15 protein-coding genes are annotated in these 11,975 nt (G+C 64.4%); 1 reads left to right on the top strand and 14 read right to left on the bottom strand.

What is annotated here, in order from left to right:
* Positions 1-11 precede the first annotated feature (11 nt).
* The 12 genes from ACTJLD_RS01250 to ACTJLD_RS01195 form a co-directional block, all read right to left on the bottom strand.
* Complete coding sequence (locus ACTJLD_RS01250; protein ID WP_136470472.1) at positions 12-395, bottom strand: DUF4054 domain-containing protein; 384 nt, start codon at positions 393-395, stop codon at positions 12-14.
* Positions 396-458: 63 nt separating this feature from the next.
* On the bottom strand, positions 459-926 hold the full coding sequence (locus ACTJLD_RS01245) for an STY1053 family phage-associated protein (protein ID WP_059863049.1): 468 nt from the start codon (positions 924-926) through the stop codon (positions 459-461).
* 1 nt (position 927) lies between these two features.
* Positions 928-2,019, bottom strand: coding sequence for a DUF2184 domain-containing protein (locus tag ACTJLD_RS01240; protein WP_440657737.1), 1,092 nt, complete (start codon positions 2,017-2,019; stop codon positions 928-930).
* A gap of 69 nt (positions 2,020-2,088) precedes the next feature.
* Positions 2,089-2,595: a structural cement protein Gp24 gene (locus tag ACTJLD_RS01235; protein ID WP_136470470.1), complete on the bottom strand. Its 507-nt coding sequence runs from the start codon at positions 2,593-2,595 to the stop codon at positions 2,089-2,091.
* A 10-nt stretch (positions 2,596-2,605) separates the two neighbouring features.
* Positions 2,606-3,973, bottom strand: a complete 1,368-nt coding sequence (locus tag ACTJLD_RS01230; RefSeq protein ID WP_440657735.1) for a DUF2213 domain-containing protein — start codon at positions 3,971-3,973, stop codon at positions 2,606-2,608.
* Between the two features lie 247 nt (positions 3,974-4,220).
* Complete coding sequence (locus ACTJLD_RS01225) at positions 4,221-4,742, bottom strand: hypothetical protein (RefSeq protein ID WP_038792850.1); 522 nt, start codon at positions 4,740-4,742, stop codon at positions 4,221-4,223.
* Positions 4,743-4,970: 228 nt separating this feature from the next.
* A complete protein-coding gene (locus ACTJLD_RS01220) occupies positions 4,971-5,726 on the bottom strand; it encodes a phage head morphogenesis protein (protein WP_334067271.1) in 756 nt (251 codons plus the stop codon).
* Positions 5,723-7,189: a DUF1073 domain-containing protein gene (locus ACTJLD_RS01215; RefSeq protein ID WP_334067272.1), complete on the bottom strand. Its 1,467-nt coding sequence runs from the start codon at positions 7,187-7,189 to the stop codon at positions 5,723-5,725. The genes ACTJLD_RS01220 and ACTJLD_RS01215 overlap by 4 nt, the downstream gene beginning before the upstream one ends.
* Positions 7,190-7,209: 20 nt before the next feature.
* Entirely contained in the window at positions 7,210-8,763 is a 1,554-nt protein-coding gene (gene terL / locus ACTJLD_RS01210) for a phage terminase large subunit (RefSeq protein WP_440657732.1), read from the bottom strand.
* The gene (locus ACTJLD_RS01205) at positions 8,714-9,193 is read right to left on the bottom strand and encodes a DUF2280 domain-containing protein (protein WP_440657730.1); all 480 of its coding nucleotides are present in this window, start codon (positions 9,191-9,193) and stop codon (positions 8,714-8,716) included. Before ACTJLD_RS01205 ends, terL begins: the two co-directional genes overlap by 50 nt.
* Before the next feature lie 38 nt (positions 9,194-9,231).
* Positions 9,232-9,732 (bottom strand): HNH endonuclease, encoded by a 501-nt coding sequence (locus ACTJLD_RS01200; protein WP_354006439.1) that lies wholly within the window; start codon positions 9,730-9,732, stop codon positions 9,232-9,234.
* The gene (locus ACTJLD_RS01195; protein ID WP_440657949.1) at positions 9,729-10,361 is read right to left on the bottom strand and encodes a putative metallopeptidase; all 633 of its coding nucleotides are present in this window, start codon (positions 10,359-10,361) and stop codon (positions 9,729-9,731) included. Before ACTJLD_RS01195 ends, ACTJLD_RS01200 begins: the two co-directional genes overlap by 4 nt.
* Positions 10,362-10,575: 214 nt before the next feature.
* Between ACTJLD_RS01195 and ACTJLD_RS01190 the strand changes: the two genes are divergently transcribed.
* The gene (locus tag ACTJLD_RS01190) at positions 10,576-10,758 is read left to right on the top strand and encodes a hypothetical protein (RefSeq protein ID WP_440657728.1); all 183 of its coding nucleotides are present in this window, start codon (positions 10,576-10,578) and stop codon (positions 10,756-10,758) included.
* 289 nt (positions 10,759-11,047) lie between these two features.
* Here the strand turns inward: ACTJLD_RS01190 and ACTJLD_RS01185 are convergent, their stop codons facing one another.
* A complete protein-coding gene (locus ACTJLD_RS01185; protein WP_440657726.1) occupies positions 11,048-11,641 on the bottom strand; it encodes a DNA-binding protein in 594 nt (197 codons plus the stop codon).
* Positions 11,638-11,964, bottom strand: a complete 327-nt coding sequence (locus ACTJLD_RS01180; protein WP_060051558.1) for a hypothetical protein — start codon at positions 11,962-11,964, stop codon at positions 11,638-11,640. Before ACTJLD_RS01180 ends, ACTJLD_RS01185 begins: the two co-directional genes overlap by 4 nt.
* Between the last annotated feature and the right edge of the window lie 11 nt (positions 11,965-11,975).

The following is an 11,975-nucleotide window of genomic DNA, read 5'->3' as shown; positions in this document are numbered from 1 at the left end:
CGGCGACAGCATTACAGCTGAATGCCGCCCGAGCCCATCATCAGCGCCATGCTGAGATAACGAACGCCGTACATCGTGGCGTTCCAGAAGCCGCCGTCCTTGATGGCGACGGCCTCGGTGTTGTAGCTGGCGCTGACCTTGTCGACGGCCTTCGACGACTGCGGCCCGGTCACCTGCCCGGGCACGCCGCCGACTGCCGCCGTCTTCTGATCCTTCAACGCCAGCGCGAGATGATGCGCAGTGACCAGCGCGACGCCCAGATCAGTCAGCTCGCCCCAGCGATCGGCATTGACGAGCGAGACCGCGACCGTCATCCAGAATTGAACGAGCGAGTCGGGGTACGTCGTCGTGTCGTTGAACTCGGGAAACGACTGTCGGAACTGGGCGATATCCACGTGTCACCTTGCCAATATGCGGATGCCCGGCGCGCGCCAGCATGGCGCAGCGCCGGGAGGCCATTATGCCTTCTTCCCGCTGCCGGACTTCTGCGCCGCGCCGTCGGCTGCGCCATCCTTCGCGGCCGCCGCGGCGTCCTTCTGGGCTGCGTCGAAGGCGGCAACCCGCGCGGCGAGATCCTGCTCGCTCGCCGCAACCGCAGCTTCGCGCGTGTCGAGCGCCGCCGCGCGGTCGTCCAGGCCCTTGCCGAACGTATCGAGTTCGGCACGCAGCTTGTCGAGACGATCGGACTCGGCTTGGAGGCTCGCCTTCGCCGCTGCGGCTGCCGCCGCCTGATCGGTCGCGTCGCTCTGCGATCCAGCCGAATCGCCGGAAGTCTCCGGCAGAGGGCCGGTGTGCGCCTTCGCGTACCAGTGCTCGGCGATGAAGTCCTCGACTTCCTGCACACCAGCCTCGACGCGGCGAATGACTTCCTCGCCCTCGCGGGCAAGCCGGATCGTGAACGCCGTCAGAACGTTGATCTTCGCCATGTCAGATACCGTCCCGGTAAGCGGCCGTCGTGCCGTAGCGCCATTCGACGCGGCCGATACGCGACCAGTAGGTCGTGATCTGGAACAGCGAGCGGTACTCGAGCGGCGTGCGCTGCAGGTCCGTCATCGGGAACTGGACGTACTTCTTGTCGCTGTTGTACGCGACCATCCGATCCACGGTGCCGAGCTGGCCCTGCGTGCCACCGGCGCCGGCGCCGATCAGCCACTTGAGCTCGAGGATTTCCAGCGGCGTGCCCTGCTGCGTGCAGATGTTGTTCTCGAGCAGGTACGTCAGGATCGACTTGTTGCCGGCGTCGCTCGCGATCTGCGATGCAACCCAACCGAGTTTCGCGGGCGGCAGCATGAGGCGGTTCGGCTTCACCTTCCAGCCGGACGCCTGCCATGCCGAGGTCAGGATCTCGTTGACGTCTTTGAGGATCTCTTTCGGCGTCTTCGTCTCCCACTGCGGGGTACCGGCCGCGCCGTTCGCGACGTTCGAAACGCTCCCGACAGCACCGATCGAGTTCACCAGGCCGGTGAAGCTCATCTGCGGATCGCCGTAGTACACGATCTGGTCGAGGTCCATGTTGCGCTTCATGTTCATCGCCTCGACCTTCTGCGAGTCGATGGGCATGCCAAGCGCTTGCGATTTGATCAGCTCGGGCACCGTGTACTTGACCTCGGCACCCCAGAGCAGCATCGGCTGCGCGGTCTTGCCGATGTCGACCGACGGGCCCGCCAGCGCGTTACCCTCGTTCGAGATCCAGTTCAGGCCGTTCGGGTTGATACCGCCGCTCATCCCGAACGCCGAGTTCGTGAACGACGCGACTTCGTCGGCCGCCGACACGTCACTGCGGATGTAGATGTCGCGCGACCACGTGTACTCGACGAGCGGCTCGTTGAGCGTCTGGTCGAGACGTTCGAGCTGACCGTTCAGGAATACGCCGGTCGAGTCGATCGTCGCACGATCGTAGGTGTACTGCTGGTCCTGCGTACGCGCGCGGATCAGCCGGCGCGTCGCGTCCGCGACGGCCGCCGACATCGGGATCGAGGCCCCGGCCCGGCGCAGGTGCTTCAGTTCGGACATGTCCATGTAATGGCTCCAGAAATGCAAAAGCCCCACGATTGCGGGGCTTCGGGTGAAGCGCTGTTCAGCGCCGGATCAGATGTTGACGGCGATTTCGGCGATGCCGTACGCGTCGGCCGGACCGTTGAAATACCAGTTCGAGGGCATCGCGACCGTGTTCGTGCCGTCAGCGGCCGCTTCGAAACCACCGAGCGGCTTGCCGGCAGCGGCCGCCGCGACGCGCACATAAACAGTGCCGTTCTTCGTGGCCGGCGCGGTTCCGCCCAGCGCGGCATTGAAATAGCCGCGCTTCAGGATGTCGGTCGGGCCGCTGGTCGGCGGCGTCGACGTGCCGAGTGGATCGTTGCCGTTGCCCTGGATCGGGTACGCGCGCAGGTTCACGCCGTAGACGAGCGCGGCGGTGTCGGCCGCGTTGTTGATCGGCTGGATCTTGCCGTTCACCATCTTCACCGGCACACCGAAAGCCGTCGGCGGCGCCGCCGGATCGATCAGTTGCGTCTCGATCGTGGCGACTTCGGCGCGCTGAAGGTCACCGGCAAAGCCTGCCGGCATGCGATATTGATAAGCTTGCAACGAAGGCATGTCGGCTCCTTTACTTGCGGACCTTCCAGAATTCCGCGTGAATTGCGTTGATGTCTTTCCGCTCGGCCTGAGTGGAATCGTTCGTCCGGCGCTGCGTCATGCCGGAGTTCTTGCCGCGCACGACCTCCGAAGCTGCATTGAAGAACGCCGTCACGGAATCGCAGGTCATGCTGGCCACGTTCGCGCCGCCGACCACCGGCTTGACCAGTTCGGCGTTCTCGTTTTCCAGCGCAGCGCGCAGCGCGCGGCGGCGCAGCACGCAGATGGCGTCGACCGTCTTCTTGCGTGCGACCTTCGCGTCGAAGGTCGGCAGCCGCACGCCCGGCGCAAGGATCTCGGCGCGCGAGAGCGCGTCCTGGAACTGGTCGCGCAGCGCGGTGCTGTCGCCAGTACGCGTGCCGGTCTTGTCGTCGTCGCCCTCGCCGGCACCGTCGTTGTCCATCGTGCCGGTACCGTCCAGATCGTCGTCATCGCCGTCACCGTCGCCGGTCTGGGTGCCCCCGTCTTCGAGCTTCGTCACGCGATCGGCGAGCGCGTCGATCTTGCCGTTGGTGGCTTGGATCGCGTCGAGCACCTGCTTGAGCGGATCGCCTTCGCCACCGCCCGCACCATCGTCGCCCGTCGCGGATACCGCCGCCTTCGGATCAGTGCCGGTACCGGGCATGTGGATGTGAATCTGGGGTTGGCCGTCGCCACCCTCGCCGCCTTCGTCGCCGGTCATCTCGCTCGCGACCTTCTCGAACGCTTCGGAATCGCGCGTCATGAACGCCTTGCGCAACGCGTCGACGAACTTGGAGCCTTTCTTGGTTGCCATGCTTGCATCTCCTGTCGGGAGTAGGTTGGAACTGCTATCCCCGATCGAACACACGGGGCCACAGCGGGCGCTTTTCACGAGGGCGACGTGGTTGCCCACGATCACCACCTGTCGCGCCCGCCCAGGCGCAATCTGTTCGTAGTCGGCGTCGTAGCCGTTGCTGACCTGTGTGAGCGCGTCCGCACCCTTGCTCTGGACGCGTCGGATCGCCTCGGCGTCGGTGATCAGCAGGTCGGCGAGCATCAGCTCGGCCTGGTCACCCTCACCTTGCCGGACGTTGCGGACCGTGCCGCGCGCCACCGACATGTAGTTCGCCGGCGTCACAAAATCCGACGGGTGGTCGATCGTGATCGGCTTCCCTTCGAAGCTGGCGAGCGTCTCGGGGCTGAACAGCACGTCGGCCGTGCGCTCGGCGACGATGACGCCGTCCTTCGCCTCGATCTCGGGCAGCTCGAAATAGGCGTAGTCCTGCGCGCCGACGCGCGCGATCGGCACGGCCTCGCAGAGCAGGAAACCTTCCGGCGTGATCGACTGCCGCTCGCCGAGTTGCTCGGTCGCATACACGCCCGACGCGGTGATGCCGTCGCGCGTATGCGCGCGTGCGCGCGCGCCGCCGGCGCCGCAACCACAAGCGTGGTCCGCCGTTGGAATTCGAATGGTCCGCATCTGGATCGAAATTGGAGGTACGTCGTTGATTCAGCAGGGAATCTGCAAGTCGCGAGGACTTGGCTATAATGCGAACTGGGACGGTCGCCGGAGGTGAGCCGACTGCCGAAAGGCAGGGGGTGCCTTATTTAAACGACGGCCGGCCCTATTCCCCTTCCCGCACCAGGCCCTGGTTGTAGTACCGATGGCCGTCGTAGAACACCTTCACCGTGATCACCGCCCGATAGTTCTTGCCGTCCAGCTTGAGCGGAGCTGAGTAAGTCTCGACCGCCTTGACGTTCGGGTCGCCGCGCTTGTCGGGCTGCGAGTCGATCAACCGAGCCTTCGTCAACAGGTCCGGCAACGCGGGGATGGAACGCAGCACCTCATCGTGACCGGTCGCCACGGTGTGTCGGATCCCACCGTTCGTCACCTCGATCTGGTTGCCCGTCGCCACGTTCTTGAACTTCTTCCCAGCGAACTGCTTGCCGTAGGCGATCGCCTTCTGGCGTAGTTCCTTCATGCTGGTGAAGTCGCCAAGCTCATTGCCCTTCAGCGTCGTCGGCGCGGCCGCCGCCGGCCCAGTGGCGCCGCCTGCTCCGAACTGGCCGTTCGCGGCTCGCGGATGCTTCGATTCCTCCCACGACGCGTCATACGTATGGAAGTAGATGTGCAGATGCTTGGGCATTGATCAGTCGGGTCTAACGGGCTTGGCCCGGCTGCTACGCAGTGCGCGCGATTGCTGAACGTTCAGTGTTCGATGCTGGTTCGGACGCCGCGCGCGATGACGCTGCGGACTCGCTCGTAGTTGGGTTCGGTCCGGGTGAGACGACACCAGGCGGCCAGTAGTCGGGCATACAGCGGCAGCCACCATGCAGTGCGCACGCATACGCGCAAAGTGATTCGATTCGCCATTTCAGTCCTTCGGAAGCACAACTTCCGCCCAGCACCGGCAGTTGTAGATGCAGCCCGGATGCGCCCGCGCGCCGGACCGCTTATCCGCGACCGGCGGCTTGTCCCACGTGAAAAACTTGCCTTCCAGCTCGCGATGGTCCTCGCGCACGTCCGAGTCTCCCGACGTCCGCCAGAAGTAACCGGGGCTGCCCACGTCGAGTGCGCGCGCCTCGGTGAGGGTCGCTGCCGTGCGGCTAACCTCGGTTCTCGCGATGGTGTCGGCCCGGCTTTTCGCGACCTGCCCGGACTCCTGAATCGCCTTCGAGATCTGCGCGGCGCGCGTGCCGTCGACGATTCCCTCCAGCGTCAGCCGGTGCACGCGCTCGGCTGCGTCGAGCGGAATGGACTTGATCAGCCGCACCTGCTCGGACAGGAGCGCACGCATCGTCTCGCCGGTGGCCGCGCCGCGCATCTCTTCGCGCAGCGCGCGCGACATGTCGGCGGCCTGCTTCATCCACATCTGCTCGTCGCGACGATTCAGGTCGGCGATCATGCGCGCCGCGGTCGCCTCGGCCCAAGGCGCGAGCGCCTCGGCGTACCGCCGCAACAGCTCCTCGATCGTCGGCGCATACGACGCGTCATCGGCTGGAAAGCCGTTCACGAGCACGCCGACCTGATGGGCGATCTTTCGCAGCTGGCTGCCGTACTGCCGCTCGGCACCGCTCAGCCGGACAGGGTTCTTGCGCCGGTCGCGCTTTCGATCGAGGGTGAGAATCATCGACGTCGGAAAAGCCTGCGAAGCAGAGAATCGTTCGTACGTGAGGCCGCGCCCGGCGCCGGGCCGACCGGAAGCGTTGGATCAATTCCCGGCGGATCCTCGCCCTGTTCGTCACGTTCGGCCTGCTCGATCGCATCGTCTGGGATGTCGCCGAACATGCCGGTATCGGGCGACGACGCCTTCAGCTCGCGCATGCCCTGGCTGCGCGGAATCAGGTCGGCGTCGACGGCCTTCGTCACCGAATCGACCGTCTTGTTGCCGATCTCTGCCTTCTCCGCGGCCGACATCTCCTGCAGCGGGTTGAACTCGTACGAGAAGTCCTCGGGCAACGGCTGCCCGATCTCCGACCGGCACATCACGTCGAGCAGCCCGTGTAGCGGGTTGCGCAGCCGCCGCTCCTGCCGCGTGTGCACTTTCTCGTGATACAGCAGGCGCGAACCTTCGCCGGTGTCGCTCAGGCCGGCCGGCTGCTGGCCGAACAGGCGATCGAGCGGAATGCCCGTCGCGCCGCTGAGCTGCATCGCGAACTGCAACATCACGTCGGACAGCCCGCTGAACGTGTACTGGTGCGTCTCGAACTTGTCGGTCGCGTCGATGAGGGTGATGCCCTCGTTCGACTGCCCGAGCCGGATCATTTCGACCTGCTTCAGCAGGCCGTTGAGCGCCGGGCCGCCGGCCGCGATGATCTCGCGCAGCTTCTCGACGCTCAGCGTACGCAGATGCGCCTTGTAGACGAGCTGACCGGCACCCACCGTCGCACTGTCGAACGCGATGAGCCGGTCCCACATCGGCTCGAGGATCGACAGACCCCAGCCGTTTTCGCTGATGCGCTGGTAGAACGGCAGTGCTTCGCCGTCCATCCGCAGCACGCGCGAATGGTGAATGCGCCCCTGCGGCAAGCCGATCGCCGTCGGCAGCACGTCGTAGTACTTCGGCATGCCGAGATCGGGGCCGAACTCGGTCACGACCTCGCCGACCGGCGGCGCAACCATCCAGCGGTCGAGCACGAGCAAGCCCTTGAACTGACCTTTCCCGATGGTCTCGCGCCGCAGCGGCTGCGACATGTCCTGGCCGTCGATCAGCATCACCGCGATCGCACCGCCGTACAGCTGCGCCCACTTGCCGGTGTCGCAAAGCTGATCCCAGATTGCCTTGCGCGTAAGCGCCGTCTCCATCTTCGACACGTCGGTCGGATCGAGGCCGGACATCTCGATGCCCTTGCGGGTCATGTCCTCCGGGATCGCGTCCACTGCGGCGCGCACGATCCACGAACCGCGATACGCCGCCTCCAACCAGACGCGGTTGCGGCTCTGGTACGTCAGCGTGTACTGCGCCGCCGACGCCTGGTTGTCGGCGCCCCATCCGAGCCGCGCTTCGAAGTTGGCGAACGAATCGACCGTGCGATGGCCGTGCGTTGCCGCCGGCGCGCGCGGCGGCCGCGTCTGTTGCTTCCGTTTCGACATTCCGGGAAATCCTGTCGTGCTCAACCGGCAAGCCGCTCCCAGACCGACAGGTCCTTCGCGCCTCCCAGCATGTCGTTGATTGCGTCGACCATCGGATCGATCTGGTCGTCGTGCATGTGCGTGTCGTCAGCAGTGAACGAGTCGCACTCGGTCAAGAAATCGCTGACCCATGGGGCATCCAGCGGGACGCCGACGTTGCCCGAGTCGATATGGCTCACGACATCCATCACGCGCGTCAGCTTGTCCTTCACGCGCTCGATGCCCTCGATCGGGATGCCGCCCTCGGCCTGAATGTCCTGGATCAGCCCGGTGCCGCTGGACTTGTCCTCGACCTTCATCTGGCGCAGCACCGGTGCGCCCGGATCGTCGGCGCCGATGGCCGCATGCTTGTTCCAGAAGTCGATCGCGCGACGCTTCAGCTCGGGTGCCTTCCACTTCCCGCGCACCAGGTCGATCAGGTACAGGCGGTTGTCGTACCCGAGGCCCCAGCACTCGAACACGCTGTAGTCGTTTCGCTCGGCGGTCTTCTGCGCCGTGTCCGCGAAGATCTTCCGGTACTGGAGCTGCGGCAGCGCGCCGTAGCGCAGGAACTTGCCGCTCTGGATGATGCCGCCGCCCAGCGGCGACGGCCGCTGCATGTACTGGCCGTTGAAGACGTACGCATCGGCCTTCTCGGACGCGAGCAGTTCCGGCAGCGGTTCCTTGTACGGCCAGTAGCTGTAACGGCCGTCCTCGTCGCGCTCGTCGCGCTCGACGCGATCGCGGATGTGCGCCGGCAGCTTCGCGACGTATTCGTCCGTGATCAGCGCCGGGATCTCGATGAACTCCCACTCGCCCGGCAGCTTGCGCGCCTTGATGAAGCCCGTCGGGTCTTCCTCGGCGAGCCGCTGCATGATCACGATGATCGGCGTGTCCGGATTCGCCTTCCGGCTCTTCACGGTCGACTGCAGCTTGCGGTTGGCTTTGTCCCGGTTCGTCTTGCTGTACGCGTCCTCGACCTTCAGCGGGTCGTCGATGATGATCGCGCCCTGCCAGCCCTCGGCCATGTGCCCGGCCCGGAAGCCGGTGATCTGACCGCCGAGCGAAACGGCGTACACGCCGCCGGCCTTCTTCCCGTCGACGAGCACGTTCCAGCGCTTCTTCGACTTCGCGTCGTCAGCTACCTTCAGTGGCCAGAGCGCCTGATACTCGTCGGATGCGACGATGTCGCGCGCCGTCTCGCTGTTCAACAGCGCGAGGTCGTCCGAGTAGCTGATGTGCAGGAACCGCGCGCGCGGGTTCAGCGCGAGGCCGCGCGCGATCAGGTTGATCGCGACCAGCTCAGTCTTCGACGAACCCGGGGGCACGTTGATGACGACGTTCTTCAGCGTGCCGTCGATCACACGCTGCACCGTGTCGGCGATCAGCACGTGGTGCCAGTTGACGCGGAACTTGATCGCCTGGCGGTGCTTGAAAAAGTACCGACTGAAGAACAGGTGGTCCCGCTCGCACTTCGCCTTCAGGACGGCCCGCTCGATGGCGGGGTCAATACTCGTCTTCGAGCTTGGCGACGGCGGCTGCGACCTGGCTTTCATCGACGACGACCGTCCTGTTCTCGATCGGGCCGCCGTTCTCCCCAGTGTGTTCGAGGCGGCGCCGGTTCGTGTAGGCGTCGCCGGATTCCTTCGCAGCCTGCTCGAGCAGCTGCGCCATCAGCGGCAGGTTGTTGCGTCGCTCCGCTTCCGCGACGGCACGGTCGAGCGCGCGCAGGCGCACGGCACGGTGCGACACGCCGATGCGCGATGTGTCGTTGAGGAACTCCTCGCGCGTGCGCTCGAAGATCTCGCGGTATTTCTTGCTGAGCGTCGCTCCCGCGCGCTTCGTCGGGTCGTAGCGCTCGCACTGCTGCGGCGACACCTCGACGCCGAACTCCTCCCGCACGGCTTTGGCCGTACGCGAGATCGTGTCGAAGCACGCCAGCGACTGCACGATGAACACCTTGATCGCGTCGGAAAGTGCTGCCATAGCGGGAAACGTTCGGATAGGCTACGCGGCGCCGCGCGTCAGATGTGCGTCCAAGTGCGACGCGCTCGGACATCGCGGATAGTACGGATGGAGACGTCGAATTTCTGCGCCAGCCCGATTTCGCTGCGATCGAGCTGGCGGATCTCACGCACCGCGCACTCGGTCAGCTTCGAGTACCCGTTCTGCTCGCCGACAGCCGAAAGACCGCCGGCTCGGTACGCGTGAAGCCGATTGCCGCTCGCGGTTACCCACTCCAGATTCGAGATGTGGTTGTTGGCACGGTCGGCATCGATGTGATTCACCTCCGACGCGCCGGCCGGCCGCTCGAGGAACGCTTCGGCGACGATCCGATGAATACGAACCGACTGGCGCTTTCCAGGACGAGATAGATTCACCGACGGGTAGCCGCAAACCAGGAAGGTCGCGAGCACTCTGCCGGCGATACCGCTGTTCCGGTTCGTGAGCCGCTTGATCCGCCCATGATCGCTGACCGCATAGTTCGGCCACTGGAGAATGACACGCCACTGTTCTTCGTTCATGCCGACCCCAACATACATGTCCCGCATGCGCGCGCGATTGATACCGACGAAACGGTCGGGCCTGCGTTCGCGGCTCTGACCATCTTGGCGATGGATCCGTCGCGATCACCAACGCCGTATCTCTCCACGATCCCGACGAACTCTTCAACGTCATGCGCCCGGATTCCCAGCTTGGGAAACCCATCCTTCGTGAAGGCTGGGGCGCCGAACTCATCCGTCTTCTGAGCGATGTGCATCAATTCGTGCTCGACGAGCGCGCACCACTGCAGGTCACTGCAATCGCGTGCGTAGTGCGCGTCGAGCGTGATCAGGAAGGCCGGCACGCGGCCGAACCATTCGAGGAACTGCTGCTCCTGCCTGGCGCGCTGCCAGCCGCCGGCGCGGATCGTCACCTCTTCGCACTGGCCGACGACGCGGCGCATCTGACGGACGTTCTCGACGGCAGCCCAGAGATAGGCGACGTCAGCGTCGACCAGGTGCGCGTGGTCGGGATTGTGCAGCGACGCGCCCGCTCGCAGGAGCGTCTCGTTCACCCACTCGGCGACGCCGTCGGCCGGCACGATTCTCCGTATCCAGTTCAAGTCGTCAAACAAGCCGTCAGGCGGCGATGGGCGAGATATTGGCAACATATTCGCTTTCGCAGCAGATCTGATCATCTTGTGATATCTGCAGTTTGATTCAAATAATTAAACAATCAAGCCAATTCCGCCAATTTTATTAAAAAAAGAAACTATTAAAATAATTCAACAACATTGACTGAAATCACTTAATTAACGCAATATCTCCATGGCCGCGAACGCAGCTGCGGACACCCGTCTAATAAGCGCTAACAGGAGAGCATTAATGACCACAGCACGAGCAACAGAGCAGGCCGTCGAACTCGTCAAAACAGCACTCGCATCCGGTTTAATCGCGCCCGCCACCGGCGACCGATGGTTTGTGGACCCAACCAAAAATGGCGAGGAGCTTGGAAAATTTGTAGGTGCATTTGTCGCCAAGATCGCCAAGGAAATAGACGCCCTGTAGCAAATCAGGTGTGACTTATTAAAAGCCGAGAAAGTGACAAAGCCCGCTGGCTTTCGCTCAGCGGGCTCGGAAATTCTGGTGCCAGCAGGGCGGCGGAAACCCGTCTGCACCTTTCGGCGCGCTGGCTGATCACCTCGCTGCGTCTTTCCCGCCGGCACCGCTAAGGCCGGGTTGAGTATAGCGCGGCGCGAAGGCAACAAAAAAGCCCGCTTTCGCGGGCTTGCTTGCTTCGGACGCACCTATGACGTGTATCGAATATGGCGGATTATTGTGTGCCAAACACACATTGTCAAGCAGTCGATCGTTCCTGCAGCAATCCGAGCTCGCTGAACCGTCGCTCGATAACGGACCAAGCGAGCCCCTCGACGCCCGCCTCGCCGGTTTTCTTGTCGCCCTCGATCCACTTCCGCACCGCGGAGTTCTGCTTGCTGACGGTGTTCACGTGAGCTTCGCAGTCTTGCGCGATGTCGACCAGGTCGCACTTCACCCCGAACAAGCGCTCGATGATCGCTCGACGCACGCGGTAGTGCGAGAACCCCGAGCAATACGCGGCGGACGCCCGAATCAGCCAGCCGATCGCAGCCTGCCATTCGATATTCGGTGTGCGGCCACTGCAGCACGCCGCACCGCACGAGCACGGCAGGTCGTGCGGTGCCGCCCGCGCGACGATCACAGACAGGTGCAGCTCCGGCAGCTCCCAGAGATGCCGGCGAATCTCCCCCGCCTGCCCGGCACCGTCGAGCCCAACCAGGCCCATGCCGGTGCCAATCGATTCGCCACGCAACCGCTTCGCCAGCATCGTCTCGCCGTACTGCTGCGACGAGTAGCAGAGCGCGAAGCGGACCGCGTCGAACGCGGACTTGAACTCGACGATGTCGCTCATCGTGCACCCCGCGTCATCATCGCTAGCGCCTGGCGCGTGTTGAGCTCGGCCATGTAGCCCGAGAGGTTGCTGGTGAAGTCAGGTCGGATGCGAGTGTCTACGTGCGTGCCCGGCGAGCGGCTCGTGCCCGCGAGCGAGTACATCCGGCCGCGACTCTCCGAATGGCAGTCCAGCCGCGCGAGCGCAACGTCGAGCGCGAGCAGCTGGCGCACCGACGAAACGGGATGCTTCATGCGGCGCGCGAGGTCATGCGCCGAATACCGAACACCGGGCTTCATGGCCGCGATGATGGCGTTGATCGTGAGTTTTCCGTTTGCTTTCAAGGCCCCGCTCC

The sequence above is a fragment of the Burkholderia sp. 22088 genome, assembly GCF_052045915.1.
In the GTDB taxonomy this organism is placed as follows: domain Bacteria; phylum Pseudomonadota; class Gammaproteobacteria; order Burkholderiales; family Burkholderiaceae; genus Burkholderia; species Burkholderia cepacia.
Note: the sequence above shows the minus strand (reverse complement) of the source record. Positions and strands in the feature narration are given on the sequence as shown.